The following is an 18,984-nucleotide window of genomic DNA, read 5'->3' as shown; positions in this document are numbered from 1 at the left end:
CGAGCGTCGACCCCGACCGGCGCGACGGAGACGAAACGCGGTGCTCTCTCGAGGGCGCCGCGTTTCGTGTCCCCTTCGTCTCGCTCGACGCCCCGGAGCAGGCGACGCGTCAGTGCCCGAGCACCAGGCGGAACACGATCCAGCCTCCGATGGCGACGGCGAACACCACCACCGTCGCCCAGGGGAACGCGCGCTTCAGGCGGCGCCCCTCGGGTGCGACGCCGGGTGGGGGAGCCCACGGCCGCCCGGGCTCCCCGGGCGTCGGCGTGACCGGGCCGGCGAAGCGCGCCGCCGCGGTGTGTCCCGCCGCAGCCGGGGCGGGGATCCCCGGACCCGATGCGGCACCGGCGCCGGCCGCGCGCAGGCGCTCGTCGCGCCAGCGCGCCCACTGCTGCAGCTTGGTGATCACGGCCCCGACCGCGCCGAACATCTGCGCCCAGACCGCCGGATCCAGGGTGCTGACCGGCCGGTTCTGCGCGTAGAGGAACAGCCAGTCGTCGACGATCTCGACGTCGAAGGCGGAGGCGGAGTCCATGAACCGGGCCATGATGTCCGGTGTGAACAGGTACAGCGCGTCCTGCTCGTAGCCCTCGGGGCAGTAGAGCGCGAAGTACCGGTCGAAGTCGCCCTCGAGCGACAGCCTCTGGTGCCCCTGGTAGGCCGCGGGCAGGTTCGTCCCGAAGAACCCGTTGTTGGCCTGCGCGTCCAGCACGATGTTCGGCAGCGGCACGTCGAGCTTGATCGCGATGTAGCCCCAGTCGTGCGTCTGGCTGTTCTTGCCCGATCCGGTCGTGTACCGGAAGTTCGCGAACTCGGCGAAGCGCGGCACGGTTCCGCGCACGAGGTCGGTGGCCTCGCGGCCGTGACCGAGCGAGAAGATCATCCCCGGGAGCTGCGGATCCGCGAGCCGGGGCAGGTAGCCCATGCCGTTCGCCGCCGCGAACCCGGCGAGGCGGTAGCCCCGCACGAGCTGCCGGTTCCACCAGGCGATCCCGCCCCACACGGCGAGCCCGATGACGACGAGCATCAGCAGCGGCATCACGACGCCGCCGGACGAGCCCAGTGCGACGCTCAGGAAGACTCCGACCACGCCGAACCCGACGAAGGCGATGAACAGCGCGATCACGAGGACGAGCACGATCTGCCCGGTGCGGGGGCCGACGCCGCTCGCCCTGGCCTCGCGCGACCAGGCGGCGAGCCGCACGCGGTCGACCGGTTCGGTCAGTGCGCGGGCGTCGAACGCGGGCGGGGCGGCGGGCGATGGAGTGCTCACCCTCTCACGCTATTGCGAGACGCGGGATTCCTCCGGGGGAACACGGGTGGTCGGCTGACGGCCTGCCGGTCACGCTGCCCAGTCGGCCAGCGACCGGGCAACCTTCCGGATTCGGCGGATTCCGGCGGATCCGCTAAGCTGTTCAGGTTGTCTGGGTACATCTGTGCCCGGACACGTGCACAACACCCTCCTGCTTCCGGGAAAGTCCCGGAAGCCGTTCTAGTCCGAAGGAGGTGGGTAAGTGACGCACCAGTACGAGCTCATGGTCATTCTGACCCCCGAGCTGGACGAGCGCCAGGTTGCCCCCAACCTCGACAAGTTCCTGAAGGTCATCACCAACGATGGTGGCTCGATTGACAAGGTCGACATCTGGGGCAAGCGCCGTTTCGCCTACGAGATCAACAAGAAGACCGAGGGCATCTACGCCGTCGTGAACTTCACCGCGACCAGCGAGGCCACCAACGAGCTGGACCGCCAGCTGAACCTGTCGGAGCTCGTGTTCCGCACCAAGGTTCTGCGTGCCGAAGAGGCGCAGGCGATGGTCGCAGCCGAGGCCAAGCGCGCCGAGGAGAAGGCCGCCCGCAAGCCCAAGGCCGCGAAGGTCTAAGGATCATGGCCGGCGAGACCGTCATCACCGTGGTGGGGAACCTCACCGCCGACCCCGAGCTGCGCTACACGCAGAACGGGCTGCCGGTGGCGAACTTCACCATCGCCTCGACGCCGCGCACCTTCGACCGCCAGGCGAACGAGTGGAAGGACGGCGACGCGCTGTTCCTCCGTGCGTCCGTGTGGCGCGAGTTCGCCGAGCACGTGGCCGGATCCCTGACGAAGGGCATGCGGGTCATCGCGACCGGTCGCCTGCGTCAGCGCTCCTACCAGGACCGCGAGGGCCAGAACCGCACGGCGATCGAGCTGGAGGTCGACGAGATCGGCCCCTCGCTCCGCTACGCGACCGCTCAGGTCACCCGTGCCGCCTCGAACGGCGGCGGGAACTTCCAGGGCGGTCAGGGCGGCAGCGGCGGCGGTCGTCCGCAGCCCAAGGGCTCGGACGAGCCGTGGTCGACGCCCGGTTCCTCGAGCGCCGACGCGTGGAGCACTCCCGGCAGCTTCGGCGACGACACCCCGTTCTGACCCGAAGCAACACCAAGATTGCGGATCCCGAGGGATCCGAAAACCATTTCTCGTAAGGAAGACTCATGGCTGGAAAGTCGAGCGGCGACCGCCGCAAGCCGCGGAAGGGTGGCAAGCCCACCGCTCCCGCGAAGTCCATCCGCGTGGGTGTCATCGACTACAAGGACGTCGCGACCCTCCGCAAGTTCATCTCGGAGCGTGGAAAGATCCGCGCCCGTCGTATCACCGGTGTCTCGGTGCAGGAGCAGCGTCTGATCGCCAAGGCGATCAAGAACGCTCGCGAGATGGCTCTCCTGCCCTACGCCGGCGCTGGCCGCTAAGGGGTACCGACATGGCAAAGCTGATTCTCACGAATGAGGTCGCCGGGCTCGGTAGCGCCGGTGACGTGGTCGAGGTCAAGAACGGGTACGCCCGCAACTACCTCGTGCCGCAGGGTTTCGCCGTCGCGTGGACGCGCGGTGGCGAGAAGCAGGTCGAGCAGATCCAGGCCGCCCGTCGGGCGCGTGCGATCCACGACCTCGACGACGCGGTGGCGCTGAAGAACGCCATCGAGGCCGCCAAGGTCCGTCTCGCCGTCAAGGCGGGCGCTGAGGGCCGTCTGTTCGGCTCGGTCAAGACCGCCGATGTCGCCGCCGCCGTCGAGGCCGCGGGCATCGGTGCGATCGACAAGCGCAAGGTGCACATCACCTCGCCGATCAAGTCGGTCGGCGACCACGAGGCCACCGTCCGTCTGCACGACGACGTGACCGCTGTGATCACGCTGCAGGTCGTCGCCGCCAAGTAAGTGCCGACTCCCTGTCAGGGGCCGTCTCCTCCGCGAGGCGGCCCCTTTCGCGTGCCGGGGCACGGGTGTGGTGCGCGGTCCGCAGGGTTAGGCTCCGGGGCATGAGCCGCTCGATCCGTTCCGGCGTCCTCGCCTTCGTCCTCGCCGCCGGAGTCCTGGTGCTGGCGGGCTGCACGGGGCTGCCCTTCAGCGCTCCCGCGCTCACACACGAGGTGGTGCTGAGGGTGCCCGCTGGCAAAGCCGACACGGTTGCGAGACAGCTCGGGCATCGGCTGGACGTCGCCGGCATCAGCGAGCGCAGTATCGGCACCGATGGCGACAGGGTGGCCGTGCGCTACACCCCGCCGAAGACGGGCGGCGCCGAGGTCGAGGTCAGGGAGGACCTCTTCCAGGCGCCGGGGGAGTTCGCGATCCGCCCGGTGACGGCCGTCGGCGAGGATGCCGCGGGATCGGGAGACTGCACGCAAGCCGCGGAGCGATGCACTGCCATGACCGAGGAGCAGGAGGTGCTGCGGCTGGGCCCGGTGGGCGTCGGTGACAAGGATCTCGACACGGTGAAGGCGGTGGATGTGCAGAATCAGTGGGGCGTGCAGGTCGACTTCACCGAGAGCGGCGCGGATGCCTTCGCTGCCCTCTCCGGCAAGGCCGCGTGCGAGGAGGATCCGGCCCTCAAGCGCATGGCCATCCTGCTGGACGGGAAGCTGCTCACCGCACCCTCCGTGCAGCTCGAGTGCGGGCAGTCGCTCTCCACATCGGTGCAGATCTCCGGCGGGTTCGACCGGACGAAGGCCGAGCAGTACGCCGCCCTCATGGGCGCTCCGCTCCCCGACGGCGTGCAGATCGTGTCCTCCAAGCCCTAGCCGCCGGGCGGGCCCGCGCCGAGCCGGGATCGCCTCGGGACACGCGGTGAACCCGTGCGCGTCGGCGCGCTCTCGGCTGTCCGGACTGCTCCTTCGAGCGTCGCCACTCCCGCCGAACGGCCGACTTGACAAAGCGCCCCGAGCATGAGTTTCCTCCCCAGGTTGTACACATCCGCACAGCGCTCGACGAACCTTAAAGAGGGACTTTAAACAGATTCTCATCCACAGGGTGGGGAAACGGATAATCCCAGATCAACTAGCATAAAAAAGTTCAGAGCCGAAAGACTCCCCACAGTTATCCCCAGGTGTTCTGCACAGACTCTCCCGACTTACGCACAATTCCTCCACAGAGTTATCCACAGGCTCTCCGCGCGGGCGGGTAGCGTGGTCCAGCAACCCGATGTCGGTGGTCTGTGATGCGATGTGCCCACGGGGAGATCAACCCCGCGAGGCCGGATCCCGACCGGGCCTTGCGCACAGCCGGTGGGGTAGGAGAAGGGGGCGCGCGTGTCGATCGCGGACATCGCCGAAGAGCGGCTCGGTGGCGAGCGGAGGCCTGAACGGACCCCTCCGCACGACCTGATGGCCGAGCAGTCCACGCTCGGCGGCATGCTGCTCTCCAAGGACGCGGTCGCCGACGTCATCGAGTCCCTGCGCGGCGCCGACTTCTACATCCCCAAGCACGAGCTGATCTTCGACGCGATCCTCTCGCTGTACTCGCACGGCGAGCCGACCGACGTCATCGCCGTCACCGACGAGCTCATCAAGACGGGCAACCTGTCCCGCGCGGGCGGCGCCGACTATCTGCACTCGCTGACGTCGATCGTGCCGACCGCAGCGAATGCGGGCTTCTACGCCGGGATCGTGTCGGAGCGCGCGATCCTGCGCAAGCTCGTCGACGCCGGCACCCGCATCGTGCAGATGGGCTACGACGGGCAGGGCGACGCCACCGACCTCGTCAACAGCGCGCAGGCCGAGATCTACTCGGTCACCGGCACGGAGCAGGCCGAGGACTACGTGCCGCTCACCGTGGCCGTCGACGCGGCGGTCGAGGAGATGGAGGCCGCGAGCGGCCGCGACGGATCCATGACGGGCGTGCCGACGGGATTCCGCGAGCTCGACGAGCTCACCAACGGCCTGCACGGCGGTCAGATGATCGTCGTCGCGGCCCGCCCCGCCATGGGAAAGGCGCTCGCGCTGGATACGCCGCTCGCCACTCCGACGGGGTGGACGACAATGGGCGAAGTGCAGGTCGGCGACTACCTGTACGGCGCCGATGGGCACCCCACCAGCGTCGTCGCTGCGACCGACGTGATGCTCGATCGCCCTTGCTACGAGGTCGAGTTCTCCGACGGGTCCACGATCATCGCCGACGCGCAGCACCAGTGGTTGACCGAGACGCGGTCCTCGCGCCGCTCATCGGCGGGCGCTGCTGCGACGGTGACCACCGAGCAGATCCTCGAGACGCTCACCGTGGGCGCCGACCGGCGGGCGAACCATTCCATCGCAAATGCGGCGCCCTTGCGCGCCGTGGATGCCGAACTGCCGATCCCCCCGTACGCACTGGGAGCGTGGCTCGGAGACGGGCACAGCGCCTCGGCGCGGATCACCAGCGAGACCGATGAGATCCCGCTGCTCGTCGAGGACGCGGGCGTGCGCGCGGAGCCCCGCGGAGGCATGCTGTATTCGCTCAAGCTCGCCGAGCGGGTGGCGCTCGTCAAGCACTGCGATGTCTGCGGAACCGAGTTCGTCGCCCGGCATCCGAACGTGAACACGTGCGGCCGCACGTGCGGCCCGAAGAACAAGGGTGCGCATCCGGAGCGTCTGACGTGCCCGGACTGCGGCGAGCGGTACTCGGGCGAGGCACAGCGCTGCGATACATGTCACCGTGACCACGGCAGCTTTGCCGCACTGCTGCGGAAGGTCGGTGTGCTCGGCGACAAGCACGTGCCGACCCGGTATCTGCGTGCTTCGGAAGCCCAGCGCCGCGCATTGCTCGCGGGACTGATGGATACCGACGGGACCATCGTCAAGGGCGTCGGATCCTGTCAGTTCACCGTGACGAGCAAGCGTCTGGCCGACTCCGTCTATGAGCTCGTCGTCAGCCTCGGTTACCGCTGCGGGCGCACGACGAAGCGTGTGCCTGGGCGCACAGAGGAGTCGTCGACGGCGTACATCCTGAACTTCTCCACGGTCGACGACGTGTTCCGGGTCGAGCGCAAGCGGATCGCACATGCTCAAGAGCGCCCGTCGAGCACGCTGCGCATCGGTCGCCGCTACGTGAAGGCAGTGCGTCGAATCGAGAGCGTCCCGGTGCGCTGCGTTCAGGTCGACAACGACGATCACCTCTACCTCGCGGGTGAGTCGATGATCCCGACCCACAACTCGACCCTCGCGCTCGACTTCGCCCGTGCGGCCTCGATCGGGCACAACCAGCCCTCCATCTTCTTCTCGCTCGAGATGGGCAAGGCGGAGATCGCCATGCGCCTGCTCAGCGCGGAGGGGGCCGTGCCCCTGCAGAACCTCCGCAAGGGCACGCTCGACCAGCGCGACTGGACGACCGTCGCCTCGACCCGCGGACGCATCAACGACGCCCCGCTCTACATCGACGACAGCCCGAATATGACGCTCGTCGAGATCCGCGCGAAGTGCCGCCGGCTCAAGCAGCGCGTCGGCCTGCGGATGGTCGTCATCGACTACCTGCAGCTGATGACGAGCGGCAAGAAAGTCGAGTCGCGTCAGCAGGAGGTCTCCGAGTTCTCGCGTGCCCTGAAGCTGCTCGCGAAGGAGCTGCAGGTGCCGGTGATCGCGCTCTCGCAGCTGAACCGTGGCTCCGAGCAGCGGCAGGACAAGAAGCCCGCGATCAGCGACCTGCGCGAGTCGGGATCCATCGAGCAGGACGCCGACATGGTGATCCTGCTGCACCGCGACTCCGTCTACGACAAGGACGTGCGCCCGGGCGAGGCCGACCTCATCGTCGCCAAGCACCGAAACGGCCCCACCGCGACCATCCAGGTCGCCTTCCAGGGCCACTTCTCGCGCTTCGCCGACATGGCCAGCGACTTCCAGGGCGGCGTGTAGGTTCCACGCCGAAATGGCATATTCCACGGGTAGTTGGCAGGCACTTGGCATCCCTGCCATTTGCTGTGGACGATCAGGGACACCTACCGCGAGAGGCGACCCCCTTGAGCGTCGTGATGGAGAGTATGCGCTAGTTGCAGCGGTTCTTGGGATGCCATACTCAACGCATGGCGGACGATCTGTATTCGGCGTTGCTCGAGTTGGTTGACGCCGAGCTTTCTCGCCGCGGTGTTGATCTAACGCGTCGAGCTCAAGCCGAGCTGCGACGGCTAATCTCGGACGGTTATCGGAGGGGTTCGGCTGAACTTCGTACCATCGCCGCCTGGCAGGGTCCGATAGCGCAGTTGGCGGACGCGGTTGCTGTCACCGCGACTGCAACCGCAATCGCGACCGAAGGTGGGACCGATGAGGCCGTGAGCGCCCTGCTAGTTCACGCTGGCTTCGAGGACGGCATCTGCCCGCTTTGGCCCTTTTGCTGATGACCCCTGCGTCTGCTGGTTCCCCTGATCGAGGCAAAGCTCTCGAGATGGTCGTGGATCTCGCGAAGCAACTCATCACCCTCGCGACCGGCGTGCTCGCGCTCACGATGACCTTCTTGAGCGACATCGCTTCTACGTCTGCGCCGACAAGGGTGTGGCTTGTTGTTGCTTGGCTGATCCTGCTCAGCTCGGTCCTGGCTGGCGTCGGGACGATGATGGCTGCCACGGGCCATCGTGCGACCGCCGAGGATCCGGACCCCTACGCACCCAATCTGCGTTTGCTTGGCGGGTCGCAAATCCTCCTCTTCGTCATCGGCCTGGGGTTCGTGGGGGTTGCTGTCGTGGTCGCCGGGTAGCGGGTTCCTGTTTCGTCGAACGCTCGCTCGTAAGGCGCCTGCGCGAACGCGCCCTAGGAATCCGCCACTTCGCGCGGAGCTGAAAGCCAACACCCACTGCCAAAAGTCGCGGTTTTCCTCGCAGGTTCGGCCATGTCGGGCGGGAACCTACATCATCTCCGTCGACCCGGTCTGGCGTGGGGTCGCGGTCAGAGTGGGCTGTTCACATCCAACACGCGAGAATATTTCTGCACATGGATCGCGCGATTGTCGGAGGCGCTGACTAAGATGGGAGTCATGGCAGAGTTTGCTTCTGATCGCCGGACCGGCCGGGTGATGCTCGGCACGGTCCGAGTTGCGCGTGGGTGGACGCAGGGTGCGTTGTCCGAAGCCACGGGGATCTCGCAAGCGGTGCTGTCGAAGGCGGAATCCGGGCTGGTGGAGTTGGACCCCGACCGCCTGGAGAAGCTGAGCGGTGTGCTGCGTGTTCCACCGGTGCTGCTGACGGTCCCGGTGGATGAGGGAGCGGCGCCGTATGTGTTCCATCGCAAGCGCTCCACGTTGCCCCTGTCGGTGGCGAACCGGTTGCGGGCAGAACTGGAATTGCTGCACTTGCAAGTGACGGGGCTCGTCGCGGGAGACACGCCGGTGCGGCTGGTGCGGCACCCGCTTCCGCCCGATGGCTTCGATACTCCGGAGGAGATCGCGCAGGAGGTGCGTGCGTCGATCGGTATCGCGTCCGGTCCGCTGGAAGACCTCGTGCGCTCGCTGGAGGATGCCGGGGTTGTGGTGGTGAAGCGATCGTTGGGGTCGGAGCGGATCGATGCGATGGTGAGCTGGCCGGAAGGACAGCGACCAGTGGTGCTGCTGGGAGATCACATTCCGCCGGATCGGCAGCGGTTCTCGCTGGCGCATGAGCTTGCGCACGCGGTGATGCATCAGGTGCCGTCGGAGACGCAGGAGTCTGAGGCGGATCGGTTCGCGGCGGAGTTCTTGATGCCGGCGCAGGATGTGCGCATGGATCTGGCGGCGGCACCGGTGACGATCCCGGGCTTGGCACGGTTGAAGTCGAAGTGGCGGGTGTCGATCGCGGCGCTGCTGCGGCGTGCGGTGGATCTGGATGTGATCAGCGAGGGCCGTTACCGGCAGTTGAACATCGAGCTCTCCCGCGCCGGATATCGGAGCGTAGAGCCGGTAGCGATCGCCGAGGAACATCCTGGTCTGATCGACCGGGTGGTGCAGCAGCGGCTGAATGAGGGTGAGAGCGTCGCAGAGCTCGCGCGCGACGCGTTCCTGGTTCAGGACGAGTTCGAAGACCTTTACGTGAGGAGCGCAGCATGACCGATCGGGCCAACATCGAGGTGGTCGACAGCTCTCTGGTTTCGCGGACGACGCGTGAGTCGCTCGCCGGTGCCACGCTGGTCGAGCGCACTTTGGGCGGGCGAGTGTTCACGATGGCTGGCGGTGAGACGATGCAGACCGCCCCGCACGTGAACATGGAACACGGCGGCATGGTGTTGTCGGGGCCGACGGCTCTTCAGACCGCCTGGCGCCTGCGGGCGCGGCATCAGGATTTGGTTTTCCTTATCGAGCCGACTTCGGTGCTCGCTCCGGCGACGGCCGAGCGCCCGTTGATTATCGATGAACCGGTGGATGCGCTCATCGCGCCCACGGTGGAGGAGACTCTCCAGGCGCAGCGCGATGCAGGCGCGGCGGTCGCGGTGATCCCAGCGGGGTTTGTGGACGTCGCAGACCCGGGGGCGCTTAAGGCGGTCCTCGCGGCTGCGGACAATATCGACCGCGACGACGTGATCCTCCCGTTGGCCGTCCATCAGAAGTGGTCGACGCCGGATCACATCTCGCAGTTGATCGCGGTCGCCGCGCGGAGCCGTCATCCGGTGGCGTTGGCGCTGGGAGCGAAGGCGGGTGATCCTCTGAATCTCAAGGGGGCGCCGGAGTCGTATCGCCGGTTCTTCGGCGAGGTGAAGGGTGCGGTGCCGTGGCGGGCGGACTTCGCTGGCATCGATGCGTTCGCGTCCGGCGCTCGCGCGGCCGTGATCGGGCAGATCCCGAGCCTGCGGCGCCTGCCGGTGCCGGGCAGCCGACCGTACTCGAGTCGCCCTGGTGATCGCACGCCGCACGTGCTGATGCCGGAGCTGATGCGATTCGCCCGGTCCAGCGAGATGCACCTGAAGTGGTTCGCCAGCGCGACTCCGTGGCCGTGCCCGTGTCGCCACTGTGAGGGACGCGCGGTGGACTCGTTCACCGGCTCCGATGAGGATCGGCTCCGGGCTCACCTGCACAATCTGGCCGCGCTGGACGAGATCGCAGGTATCGTCACCTCGATGGGGACCTCTCAAGTGGCACGGTGGTGGAATCAGCGTCTGGCGGAGGCTGAAGCGGAGCATGTTCGGCTCGCCCAGCACACGGGTGTCATGATCTCGATGCCGCCGACACTTGCCCGGTGGCGGTCGCTGAGCTGAGCGCCTGGCCGTAGATGCGCTCAGCGAACAGCCAGGAGGCGCCAGTGAACCGGGCGGGCTGGAAGGGCGCCGACGCGGCGACGGTCCGCTCGCCGTTGGCGTCGGCCACCGTAACGCCGACACCGTAGAAGGTTGCTTCGAGCAACAATATCTCGTCGAGCCGTCCAGAGGGGACGACGAGTCGACGACGCCCGTAGGGGGCGAATGTCGTCGCCAACTGCAGGGTGCTGCGACGGAACGGGCCGAACACCGATATCAGCCGCACCGTCACGGGAGGCTCCGCTCTTCGGATGAGAGTGGACTGGCTGCGGGCGACGGCGCGCTCTTCGGCGAACCCGCAGCGGACGGCTCGCCGAGCCAGGCGCCGCTCGTACGCATCGAGGCCCGCGAGGGCGGTGGGCTGATCGACGGGGAGCGTCAGCAGGAACCGCAGAGTGTCCAGGTCTTGTACAGACCCCGCCGCGTTTGTGGCGCGGCGGCGCTGGATCTCCGGGAGGTGAAGCTCGAGGTCGACGTGGACGCGATGGGCACCGGTTTGCCAACTCACCCCGGACGTCCCGGCGACGGTCGTGGAGGGGCTAGCTGTCATAGGGGCCTCCGATGCCCAGGGTGTCAGTCACCTCGGACGTGAGTTGAGATGCCGCCTGCCATACGAGATGGTCGCGACGCTGGTAGGCGAGGGTGCGTTCTCCCTCGAGATGGCCCACGACCTCGATGAGGCCGGCGCGTTTGAGTCGTGCGAGCATGCCGTGCACGATGCTCCCGGCCAGGCCCGTGGCCCGTTCGATGGCGGGAGCGTTGAACGTTGCGTCCGGTGCCTGCGAGATCTGCCACATCACGGAAAGCATGTGCTCGCTGCCGAAGACCGCCTTCGACAGCTCGGCCGCGCGGGCAAGGGTTGGCACCTACCCAGTCTAGATCAAATTCAAGATTCATGAAACATGGAGAACGCACCAGTGTGTGCTCTGGACGCCGCACCTTGCGAATTCGGCAGCGGTGGCACGTGGTGGCGCGACGCACGTCGAACACGTCGCTCACCGGTCGTCGCGACCGAGCTGTGGGTCGATCCGGGGCGCCGTGGGTTAGCTGGCGGCTCGATGCTGCGGGATCTCGGGCGCAGCTTCGGCGTACTCGCGGGCGGCGCGCATGTAGGGGTTGTCGCGGACCTGGTACAGCGTGGTCTTCTCCCCGGGCACACGGCCCAGGTACTCGATGAAATGCCTGGACTTCAGCCTCTTGATGAGCGGGTGGATGATCCCGCCGGGCAGTCCGGTGGCGTCGATGATCTGCTTCGGGGAGAACGGTTCATCGCCGTGCCGGGTGATCTCGACCAGCACGGTGTGCATGTAGCTGTTCCCGAAGAGCGCTTTGGAGTCTTCGGGGGCAATCGGGTGGATCGCCGTCATGCTCCGAGTGTCTCATATGCGTCGGACGCCGCCGACTGGTCGGCGGAGGTTTGTTGTGTATCTGACAGGCGCAACATCGAGCTTGGTAGTGAATGTGACATTTACTAGTGATTAGCTGTTTAGTGATTTAGTACAAAGCTGCTCACTTCTTTCTGTGGCGTCGGTGAGTTCCGCTGCGCGGTCGCGGGGCAACAGCATGTGTTCATGCGCACGCACCGCTGTCAGGTTCCGACCGGGGACACGGGCGATGGTGAGCTGCGGGCCGGGGAGCCGGGTCGGGGATGATCGCGGTGGCGTCGACGATCCGGATCCGTATGATGCAGGATCACGTCGACGTCGTTTCGCTGCCGGATGCCCGGTTGGGGGTGTTCGCGGCGGCGGTGCCGTGGCGTGAGTTCCGCTGGTACCGCAAGCAGCGTCACTTCTCCGGCTCGTACTGGTCCGCGACGATGCAGGCGCCCGTGGGGTACGAGTCGCGGCTGGAGTACGCGAACCTGCTGCTGTGCGACTTCGACCCGCGAGTGGACTGGATCCTGTCCCAGCCGTTCCTGATGGAGGGCGACGATCACGGCACGACCCGCAGGCACATCCCGGACTATCTGATCTCGCACACAGACCGGTTGGTGTGCGTTGTCGATGTGAAGCCGGCGGCGAAGCTGCAGGTCCCGGCGGTGCGGGACTCGCTGGACTGGACGCGGCGGGAGGTCGAGGCGCATGGCTGGGAGTACCGGGTGTGCTCCGAGCCCGATCCGGTGCTGCTGGCGAATGTGCAGTTCCTCGCCGGGTACCGGCGCAGCTTCCAGTTCGATCCCGGGCAGGTCGATGCCGCGGCGACCGTGCTGGGAGCCGCTGTGACGTTCGGGGAAGCGGTGCGTGCCGTGACTCCGATCGCGGGAGAGCAGCGGTTCGCCCGTTCCCTCGTGCTGCACCTGCTGTGGACACAGCGTTTGCGCACGGACCTGTCCCACCTGTTGAGCACGACGAGCGTATTGGAGCTGACATGAGCGCACGAGACGACCTTCGACCTGGCACTCCCTCCCTGCTCTTCGAGGAGGCTGGCCCGGAGCGGTCGACGAGATCGGAGCGCGACCGCGAGGCCGACACGGCGCGAGCATGCGAGGCGCTGGGCATCCCCGTGGCCCTGCCGGTGCCCCCGCAGTCACCGAGAGCGGACAAGGAAGCGGCAGCCCAGCTGCTGCGCGCCGTTGAGGAGTACCTGCGGCAAGTGCTCGGTACGCGCGTCGTGCAGCCACCGGCGCGGCATCTTCGCGTGACGGCGGAGAGCGGCTCATCCCTCCGTGACACGGCCTGAGTCCCGGCACCCGATCCCCGACTACTCACTTTGAGAGGAAGCATGATGATGGATAGCTGGATGCTGCGACCTGGGATGGACTTCGTCTACGACGGGGAGGCGTGCACGGTCGCGGAGATCGCTGACGGGGCGGTGATCATCCGCGACCGCACGGGCCGGCACCGCCGACTCCGGATGGTCGACGTGCTGCGCCCCGCCGCCGAGGGCGGCAAGGCCCACATCCCTGGCCACACGCGGGAAAGGGATGCTACTCCGCTGGGGGTGCTGTGGGCGGACGCTACCGACTCCGCGAAGGCACGCACCATGGAGCGCGCCGACCACGTCCGCGAGGTGCTCACCGGATACAAGTCCGGCACTCCGCAGATCCCGCGGGAGGGTGAGCCGCGCCTGGAATACCACCCGCAGCACAGTCTGCGACAGCGGACTGCGGCGAAGGCGACCGAACTCGGGAAGGGCGAACGGACCGTGCGCCGCTGGGTGGCGCAGTACCGGGAGTCCGGGGAGGCGGGCCTGATGGACTACCGGTCCTCCCAAGCCGGAAACGCGCTGACCGGGTTCGACCCGCGGTGGATCGCTACCGCGCAGACGGTCCTGGATGAGCAGACCCCCGAAGCGAAGGTCTCCAAGAAGATCATCATCGACCGGATCAATGCACGCACCGAGCGCGTCCACGGCCCGGGGACAGTGAAGCGCCCCTCGCGCGCGAGCGCGTACAACGCGCTGGCTGAGCTGGATCGAGGCCGGGCCACATTCACCGGCCCCACCAAACGCAAACGGTCGACCGCGAACCGACCCTCCGCACCCTACGGGCGGTTGTCGGCGGTCCGGCCGGGCGAGTACGTGCTGATGGACACCACGCCGCTGAACGTGTTCGCCGTCGCCCCGGTGACCGGGAAATGGGTGTCAGCGGATCTCACGATCGCGATGGACCTGTACTCGCGGTGCATCCTCGGACTGCGGCTCACGCCGGGTTCGACGAAATCGATCGACGTCGCCGGCGTGCTGATGGAGGCGCTGCAACCGTTTGATACGCCCACGGATTGGGGCACGTCCGCTCGCTGGCCGTACCACGGTCTGCCCGACACGCTGCTGGTAGACCCGACCCGTACGAAGGTGTCCCGGTTCACCCGCGCCGGCATCCTGCCGGAGACGCTGGTCGTCGACCACGGCGCCGCCTACCTGTCGGAGCATCTCACCAGCGGGTGCGCCCGGTTGGGGATCTCGATCCAACCCGCCCGGATCTACCAGCCCACCGACAAGAGCCCCGTGGAACGATTCTTCCGCACCCTCGACGACCTGCTGCAAGAGCTGCCCGGCTACAAGGGCGCGGACGTCGCCGGACGCGGCGAGGACCCCGAAGCAGAGGCCGTCTACACGGTGCCGCAGCTGGAGCAGATCATCCGGGAATGGGTAGCCACCGTCTACCACCTTCGTCCCCACAGTTCGTTGGAGGATCCAAACCTGCCCGGGGTAAAGCTCAGCCCCGCGCAACGATACGAACAGGGCCTGGCTGTCGCGGGACAGCTGCGTCTGCCCACCGACCGGAACGTGCTGCTGGAGCTGCTGCCGGTGGTGAAGCGGCAGTTCAACCACTACGGGGTGGAGATCCACAAACTCCGCTACACCGGCGAGTCGGTCGCGAAGTACCGCAACCGGGCCCGGTCGATCCACCGCGACAAGGGTACGGAGTGGCCATTCTTCGTCAACCCCGACGACCTCACCAGAATCTACTTCCACGACCCCGAGGACCACACCTGGCACACCCTCGAATGGGAGCACAAGGGCAGCTTCGACACCCCGTTCAGCCTGGACGCGTTGGAGTACGCGAAGAAGATCGCAATCCGGCAGGGTCGCCCCTCCCAGGTTGACGACGTCGCCGCGCAGCTGCTGGAGGACTGGGGCGCCGGCCGTGGTCTGACGCCATCGGAGCGGCGGATGAGCGCCCGGATGGCCGCACAGCTGAACGACAAGGAACCGGACCCGGACGGGGTGTGGTCGCTACGCACCGTGCAACGGATGCTCGACGCGGAACTGACCGCCTCGTCTGATCTCGGAACCGAGCTCACCGGCTCCGTCCGCGACCCGCGCCGACGCGTCGACACGCCCGAGACCGGTGATGATGACGACGAGGACGACATCGACGAGCCCACCATCCGCGGCGACTACCACTTCGAACCGATGGAGATGCTCCGATGACCAGCCCGACGAGCGCCCCGCAGCAGCCGCCCCGCCAACGGAGCCTCTCCACCTACGAGGGCTGGACAGACTTCGCCGAACGGCCTCCCCGCGCTCGCCCTGAGGAGCTCTCGCGCGCCCAGCTGGAGTCGTTGCCTGCTCGCGATCGCGTCGTCTACGACTTGGAGCGGCGGGTGTGGCACGCGAACATCCTGCTGCGCACACGGCAGGTAGAGGACATCGAACTGCAGCTGGCGGACATCCTCGACTCCAACCTGCAGGACTCCGACCGGGTGAAGTCAGCCGCAGCGATCGACGCCCCGCCGGCGCTCGGGAAGTCGACCGTGGTGAACAACTTCGGCCGCGTGTTCCACCAGCAGCGGATCGCGGAGGCCGGGGGATGGCTGGACGCGGACAGGGACGTGCGGCACCTGCCGGTGTGTCATGTGACGCTGACGGGGCGGCTGACGATCAAGGGCCTGCACATGATGATCCTCGGCTTCTACGCCCACCCCGCCACCGCCGGCATCCTGCACCGCTCCATGGCCGGCCGGGACCTGGCCCGGGCGGCGGCGGAGTGCATCGAACGGCATGACACCCGGCTGGTGATCGTTGACGACCTGCACTTCTTGAACATGCGCACCCGCGACGGGGTCGAAGTCGCCAACCAGCTGAAGTGGCTCGCAAACGAATACAACGCGACGTTCTTGTTCGCCGGCGTCGCCCTCCGCGCCCGCGGCCTGGTGGGTGAAGGGGAGACCGGCCGGGAGGCGGCGATGGCGCAGACCTTCCGCCGATGGACCGTCCTCGGGCTCAGCCCCTTCACGCTTACCCACAAGAGGGGCAGGGAGGAGTGGGACCGGCTGCTATTCGGCGTCGAACAAGCTCTCGTCCTCACCGGTGCTCGCCCCGGGATGCTGGTCGACCTGTCCCGGTACCTGTTCGCCCGCACCACCGGCAACATCGGATCCCTCATGGACCTGATCCGTCGCGGCGCGTCCCGCGCGATCCGCACAGGGCGGGAGGTCATCGATCGGGAACTGCTCGACGACATCCGCATCGATGAGGGCGCGGAGACGGAGCGCCGCGAGCTTGAGGCGAAGCTGGATCAGCAGCTGCGAAACCACCAGGCACGCCGCCGCAAGAACCAGGACGGCGAGGCGGCCGCCGCATGACCACGACGTCGACGATTTCCTATGAGGTGCGGGTGCTGCCGTTTCGGGTGCGGCCGCTGCCTGATGAGCCGTTCGACTCTTGGCTGGAGAAGATGGCGGCCACCTATGGGGCGACGATGAACGAGATGGCCTGCGCGCTCGGCCTCATCGAGCAGCAGGAGGGTGTGGCGGTGTCGGCGACCGCGTGGATGGCGGACAGTTGGGCCACCGCGCTGACTGATGAGCAGGCGTCGCGGCTCGAGGCGTCGACGGGCATTCCGGCGGATCAGTTCCAGGAGATGACGAGAATGCGGTTCGCGCACCATGCGATCCGGTACACCCGGCGGGGGCGGATCAGTTCGCAATGCCCGGCGGCGGGGACCGCGGGACGCTACTGCCCGGAGTGCCTGGTCGATTCGGGTGGCCGGTGGCGGATGTCGTGGCAGTTCCCGTTCGGGTTCGCCTGTTTTCGCCACCGCCGCCTGCTCGTGGACCGGTGCCCCGTGTGTGATCGTCCTGCCCGGTACCGTGCCCACCCGCTCGCGCTTGTTCCCGTTCCTGGCCGGTGCCACAATCCCGTCCAAGGGCCGGGACGGGGCCCGCAAGCGAACCGGTGTCGGGCCGACCTCACGGCCGACCCGACCCGCACTCCAGTGTCGCGGGCGGTCCTGGATGCGCAGCGGGCGTTGATGCGGATCGTTTCCACCGGCGGGGCAGGGTTCGGGATCTATGCGGAGGCGCCGCAGCCGGCGGTCGCGGTGCTGGAAGACACTCGGTTGCTGTCCCGTACCGCCCGGCACGCGATTGCCGCCGGCGATCGCCTCGACATCAGTCCGCTTGGTGAGGAGCTCGTGGCGCTGTTTAGGGCGAGCGAGGATTGGACGACGGCAGTACGGGCACGACCGGATTCTGCCGTCGGGGCCGCCGTCGGCACCACCCTCGCCGTCACCGCACTGGCGAAGCCGGGCAGTGTCGCCGCGCTGCTGCAGGGGCGGCTGGCTCAGAGTTCGTCGTACACGGCGCACACGCCGCAACTGCAGACCCTGATCGCGGCCGCGCTGGGGCGTCGTCGCCGGCCGACGGTGTTCCTGCAGTCCGCACCACCGTCAGGGGTCAGCCCGGTCGAACGAGCGCGAAAGGTACCGGCACAGTTGTGGGGCGAGTGGATCACCCGGTACGCGCCGCAACGGGTCGGCAGTGAGGTGGTGGCGTCGGCGTTGGCGGCGGCGGTGGTGTTCACGGGCACGAGGCTCACACACTCCGCCGCTCTTGCATTGCTCGATCCGCAGGCGCCGGCCCGCCAGGTGACCCATGTGATGCGTGACCTCGGTCGCAGCTCTCATGACGTGGGCACCCTGCACGCGATCCTCCGGCTGGCCGCGTTCCTCGATACGCATGACGTGCCCGTTGACTACGCCCGACGTCGCGCCCTCGACTACAGCGGGATCCTCCTCGAATCCCAGTGGCAGGAGGTGTGCCGGGTGGCGGGGGTATCGGCTGGGGGTGGACGACGATGGCGTTTGGCCCGGGCGCTCCTGCACCGGACACTGTCGGGGAATCCGATCCATTCGATCCCGCCGGAGTGGGATCAGGCAGGGGTGACCGCGCCGGCCGTCGCCCGCTTCGCCGATGGACTGCCGTCAGCGGTGCGGACGGGACTCGACCAGCTCGCCGCGGACTTCCTTCTCGTCAACGGCATCGATGAGCCCGTCACATGGACACCCGAGCCTTCGGACGGTGTCCCGGACGCGCCTGCGGCGTGGGCGCGGAGCCGCCCAGCACGATCAACGGCCGCGGACGTGATGCCTCCCGATGTGTTAGCGCGGGCGTATGCGGCGGGGGCGTCGACGTACGAGATCGCCGCGGACGTGAACGTGTCCCGGCAGACCGTGGGCCGCATCCTCGCCGACACGGGCACCAAGTCGCGTCGCGGACGACCCCCCACCTTCACCCTCGATTCCGATTGGCTACGCGACCACTATGAGACGCAAGGGAGGACTATGGCACAGATCGCGCACCTTGCCGGATGCAGCGAGATGACCATCAACCGGCACCTGCACGCCGCCGGCATCACCGTCCGCCCCCGCGGGAAAGCAGGGACGTCATGACAACTGAGAAGCGAACCTCCCGTCGGCTGCAGCAAGCCGCCAGGGAACGCATGAAGGCGACCGGAGAGAAGTACACCACGGCACTGCAAGCACTCATCGATGCGGCGCCGTTGCCGAGCACATCCTCGCCGACCGCCCCACGCGAGACACTGACATCCTCCCCTGGCGAGGATCATCCTTCTGACGACGCCCGCGCCCCTGGCTGGGCTCGGCGGCGGTATATCTGGGATGACCGCTGAGGGGAGCTGCAGGGTGGTGTCGAACGACGGTGAAGTGTACGAGAAGCCGTGGTCGGCACCGCACCTCGTGCCGCTGTTCACTGAACTCACCGCTGATGAGACAGCGCCGGTGTGGGCGCGCCGCGCCGTGAGGTTCATCCACCGCCACACCCGCGAGCGTGGTC

20 protein-coding genes are annotated in these 18,984 nt (G+C 67.6%); 16 read left to right on the top strand and 4 right to left on the bottom strand.

What is annotated here, in order from left to right:
* Positions 1-109 precede the first annotated feature (109 nt).
* Positions 110-1,273, bottom strand: a complete 1,164-nt coding sequence (locus WFJ17_RS03495; protein WP_336647675.1) for a hypothetical protein — start codon at positions 1,271-1,273, stop codon at positions 110-112.
* Between the two features lie 241 nt (positions 1,274-1,514).
* Between WFJ17_RS03495 and rpsF the strand changes: the two genes are divergently transcribed.
* The 10 genes from rpsF (at position 1,515) to WFJ17_RS03445 (ending at position 10,426) form a co-directional block, all read left to right on the top strand.
* Positions 1,515-1,880: a 30S ribosomal protein S6 gene (gene rpsF, locus WFJ17_RS03490; RefSeq protein WP_233310867.1), complete on the top strand. Its 366-nt coding sequence runs from the start codon at positions 1,515-1,517 to the stop codon at positions 1,878-1,880.
* A gap of 5 nt (positions 1,881-1,885) precedes the next feature.
* Entirely contained in the window at positions 1,886-2,404 is a 519-nt protein-coding gene (locus tag WFJ17_RS03485) for a single-stranded DNA-binding protein (protein WP_251443742.1), read from the top strand.
* A 65-nt stretch (positions 2,405-2,469) separates the two neighbouring features.
* Positions 2,470-2,724, top strand: coding sequence for a 30S ribosomal protein S18 (rpsR, locus tag WFJ17_RS03480; protein ID WP_071641238.1), 255 nt, complete (start codon positions 2,470-2,472; stop codon positions 2,722-2,724).
* Between the two features lie 11 nt (positions 2,725-2,735).
* The gene (gene rplI / locus WFJ17_RS03475; RefSeq protein ID WP_251443739.1) at positions 2,736-3,188 is read left to right on the top strand and encodes a 50S ribosomal protein L9; all 453 of its coding nucleotides are present in this window, start codon (positions 2,736-2,738) and stop codon (positions 3,186-3,188) included.
* A gap of 101 nt (positions 3,189-3,289) precedes the next feature.
* Entirely contained in the window at positions 3,290-4,048 is a 759-nt protein-coding gene (locus tag WFJ17_RS03470; RefSeq protein WP_336647674.1) for a SecDF P1 head subdomain-containing protein, read from the top strand.
* Between the two features lie 582 nt (positions 4,049-4,630).
* On the top strand, positions 4,631-7,129 hold the full coding sequence (dnaB, locus tag WFJ17_RS03465) for a replicative DNA helicase (protein WP_442927961.1): 2,499 nt from the start codon (positions 4,631-4,633) through the stop codon (positions 7,127-7,129).
* Positions 7,130-7,296: 167 nt separating this feature from the next.
* Positions 7,297-7,608, top strand: coding sequence for a hypothetical protein (locus WFJ17_RS03460; protein WP_336647672.1), 312 nt, complete (start codon positions 7,297-7,299; stop codon positions 7,606-7,608).
* Between the two features lie 47 nt (positions 7,609-7,655).
* Positions 7,656-7,964: a hypothetical protein gene (locus tag WFJ17_RS03455; RefSeq protein ID WP_242085844.1), complete on the top strand. Its 309-nt coding sequence runs from the start codon at positions 7,656-7,658 to the stop codon at positions 7,962-7,964.
* A 276-nt stretch (positions 7,965-8,240) separates the two neighbouring features.
* Complete coding sequence (locus tag WFJ17_RS03450) at positions 8,241-9,284, top strand: helix-turn-helix domain-containing protein (RefSeq protein WP_171024262.1); 1,044 nt, start codon at positions 8,241-8,243, stop codon at positions 9,282-9,284.
* Positions 9,281-10,426, top strand: a complete 1,146-nt coding sequence (locus tag WFJ17_RS03445) for a hypothetical protein (RefSeq protein ID WP_138174616.1) — start codon at positions 9,281-9,283, stop codon at positions 10,424-10,426. Before WFJ17_RS03450 ends, WFJ17_RS03445 begins: the two co-directional genes overlap by 4 nt.
* Here WFJ17_RS03445 and WFJ17_RS03440 read toward each other — a convergent pair.
* From WFJ17_RS03440 to WFJ17_RS03430, 3 genes are all read right to left on the bottom strand, one after another.
* On the bottom strand, positions 10,377-11,015 hold the full coding sequence (locus WFJ17_RS03440) for a hypothetical protein (RefSeq protein WP_171024261.1): 639 nt from the start codon (positions 11,013-11,015) through the stop codon (positions 10,377-10,379). The two genes, WFJ17_RS03445 and WFJ17_RS03440, sit on opposite strands and share 50 nt — an antisense overlap.
* On the bottom strand, positions 11,005-11,331 hold the full coding sequence (locus tag WFJ17_RS03435; RefSeq protein ID WP_138174612.1) for a MarR family transcriptional regulator: 327 nt from the start codon (positions 11,329-11,331) through the stop codon (positions 11,005-11,007). The genes WFJ17_RS03440 and WFJ17_RS03435 overlap by 11 nt, the downstream gene beginning before the upstream one ends.
* Before the next feature lie 177 nt (positions 11,332-11,508).
* Positions 11,509-11,832: a hypothetical protein gene (locus WFJ17_RS03430; RefSeq protein WP_138174610.1), complete on the bottom strand. Its 324-nt coding sequence runs from the start codon at positions 11,830-11,832 to the stop codon at positions 11,509-11,511.
* A gap of 290 nt (positions 11,833-12,122) precedes the next feature.
* On the opposite strand from WFJ17_RS03430, the gene WFJ17_RS03425 reads away from it, so the two are divergent.
* From WFJ17_RS03425 to WFJ17_RS03400, 6 genes are all read left to right on the top strand, one after another.
* A complete protein-coding gene (locus tag WFJ17_RS03425) occupies positions 12,123-12,836 on the top strand; it encodes a TnsA-like heteromeric transposase endonuclease subunit (protein WP_212743498.1) in 714 nt (237 codons plus the stop codon).
* Positions 12,833-13,144 carry a hypothetical protein gene (locus WFJ17_RS03420; RefSeq protein WP_138174608.1) on the top strand — a complete coding sequence of 104 codons (312 nt, stop codon included), beginning with the start codon at positions 12,833-12,835 and terminating at the stop codon, positions 13,142-13,144. Before WFJ17_RS03425 ends, WFJ17_RS03420 begins: the two co-directional genes overlap by 4 nt.
* Positions 13,145-13,219: 75 nt before the next feature.
* On the top strand, positions 13,220-15,340 hold the full coding sequence (locus tag WFJ17_RS03415) for an integrase (protein ID WP_336647671.1): 2,121 nt from the start codon (positions 13,220-13,222) through the stop codon (positions 15,338-15,340).
* Entirely contained in the window at positions 15,337-16,494 is a 1,158-nt protein-coding gene (locus WFJ17_RS03410) for an AAA family ATPase (RefSeq protein ID WP_138174604.1), read from the top strand. Before WFJ17_RS03415 ends, WFJ17_RS03410 begins: the two co-directional genes overlap by 4 nt.
* Positions 16,491-18,581 (top strand): TniQ family protein, encoded by a 2,091-nt coding sequence (locus WFJ17_RS03405; RefSeq protein WP_138174602.1) that lies wholly within the window; start codon positions 16,491-16,493, stop codon positions 18,579-18,581. The genes WFJ17_RS03410 and WFJ17_RS03405 overlap by 4 nt, the downstream gene beginning before the upstream one ends.
* Positions 18,578-18,820: a hypothetical protein gene (locus tag WFJ17_RS03400; protein WP_228179188.1), complete on the top strand. Its 243-nt coding sequence runs from the start codon at positions 18,578-18,580 to the stop codon at positions 18,818-18,820. Before WFJ17_RS03405 ends, WFJ17_RS03400 begins: the two co-directional genes overlap by 4 nt.
* Positions 18,821-18,984: the final 164 nt, after the last annotated feature.

The sequence above is a fragment of the Microbacterium sp. MMO-10 genome, from assembly GCF_037148715.1.
Taxonomy (GTDB): Bacteria; Actinomycetota; Actinomycetes; order Actinomycetales; family Microbacteriaceae; genus Microbacterium.
This window is presented reverse-complemented; position numbering and strand designations above follow the sequence as displayed.

Coding starts and splice junctions, on each gene's coding strand:
- WFJ17_RS03485 (WP_251443742.1), top strand. CDS start 1,886: ATGGCCGGCGAGACCGTCATCACCGTGGTGGGGAACCTCACCGCCGAC.
- rpsR (WP_071641238.1), top strand. CDS start 2,470: ATGGCTGGAAAGTCGAGCGGCGACCGCCGCAAGCCGCGGAAGGGTGGC.
- rplI (WP_251443739.1), top strand. CDS start 2,736: ATGGCAAAGCTGATTCTCACGAATGAGGTCGCCGGGCTCGGTAGCGCC.
- WFJ17_RS03470 (WP_336647674.1), top strand. CDS start 3,290: ATGAGCCGCTCGATCCGTTCCGGCGTCCTCGCCTTCGTCCTCGCCGCC.
- dnaB (WP_442927961.1), top strand. CDS start 4,631: ATGGCCGAGCAGTCCACGCTCGGCGGCATGCTGCTCTCCAAGGACGCG.
- WFJ17_RS03460 (WP_336647672.1), top strand. CDS start 7,297: ATGGCGGACGATCTGTATTCGGCGTTGCTCGAGTTGGTTGACGCCGAG.
- WFJ17_RS03455 (WP_242085844.1), top strand. CDS start 7,656: ATGGTCGTGGATCTCGCGAAGCAACTCATCACCCTCGCGACCGGCGTG.
- WFJ17_RS03450 (WP_171024262.1), top strand. CDS start 8,241: ATGGCAGAGTTTGCTTCTGATCGCCGGACCGGCCGGGTGATGCTCGGC.
- WFJ17_RS03445 (WP_138174616.1), top strand. CDS start 9,281: ATGACCGATCGGGCCAACATCGAGGTGGTCGACAGCTCTCTGGTTTCG.
- WFJ17_RS03440 (WP_171024261.1), bottom strand. CDS start 11,015: ATGACAGCTAGCCCCTCCACGACCGTCGCCGGGACGTCCGGGGTGAGT.
- WFJ17_RS03430 (WP_138174610.1), bottom strand. CDS start 11,832: ATGACGGCGATCCACCCGATTGCCCCCGAAGACTCCAAAGCGCTCTTC.
- WFJ17_RS03420 (WP_138174608.1), top strand. CDS start 12,833: ATGAGCGCACGAGACGACCTTCGACCTGGCACTCCCTCCCTGCTCTTC.
- WFJ17_RS03415 (WP_336647671.1), top strand. CDS start 13,220: ATGGACTTCGTCTACGACGGGGAGGCGTGCACGGTCGCGGAGATCGCT.
- WFJ17_RS03410 (WP_138174604.1), top strand. CDS start 15,337: ATGACCAGCCCGACGAGCGCCCCGCAGCAGCCGCCCCGCCAACGGAGC.
- WFJ17_RS03405 (WP_138174602.1), top strand. CDS start 16,491: ATGACCACGACGTCGACGATTTCCTATGAGGTGCGGGTGCTGCCGTTT.
- WFJ17_RS03400 (WP_228179188.1), top strand. CDS start 18,578: ATGACAACTGAGAAGCGAACCTCCCGTCGGCTGCAGCAAGCCGCCAGG.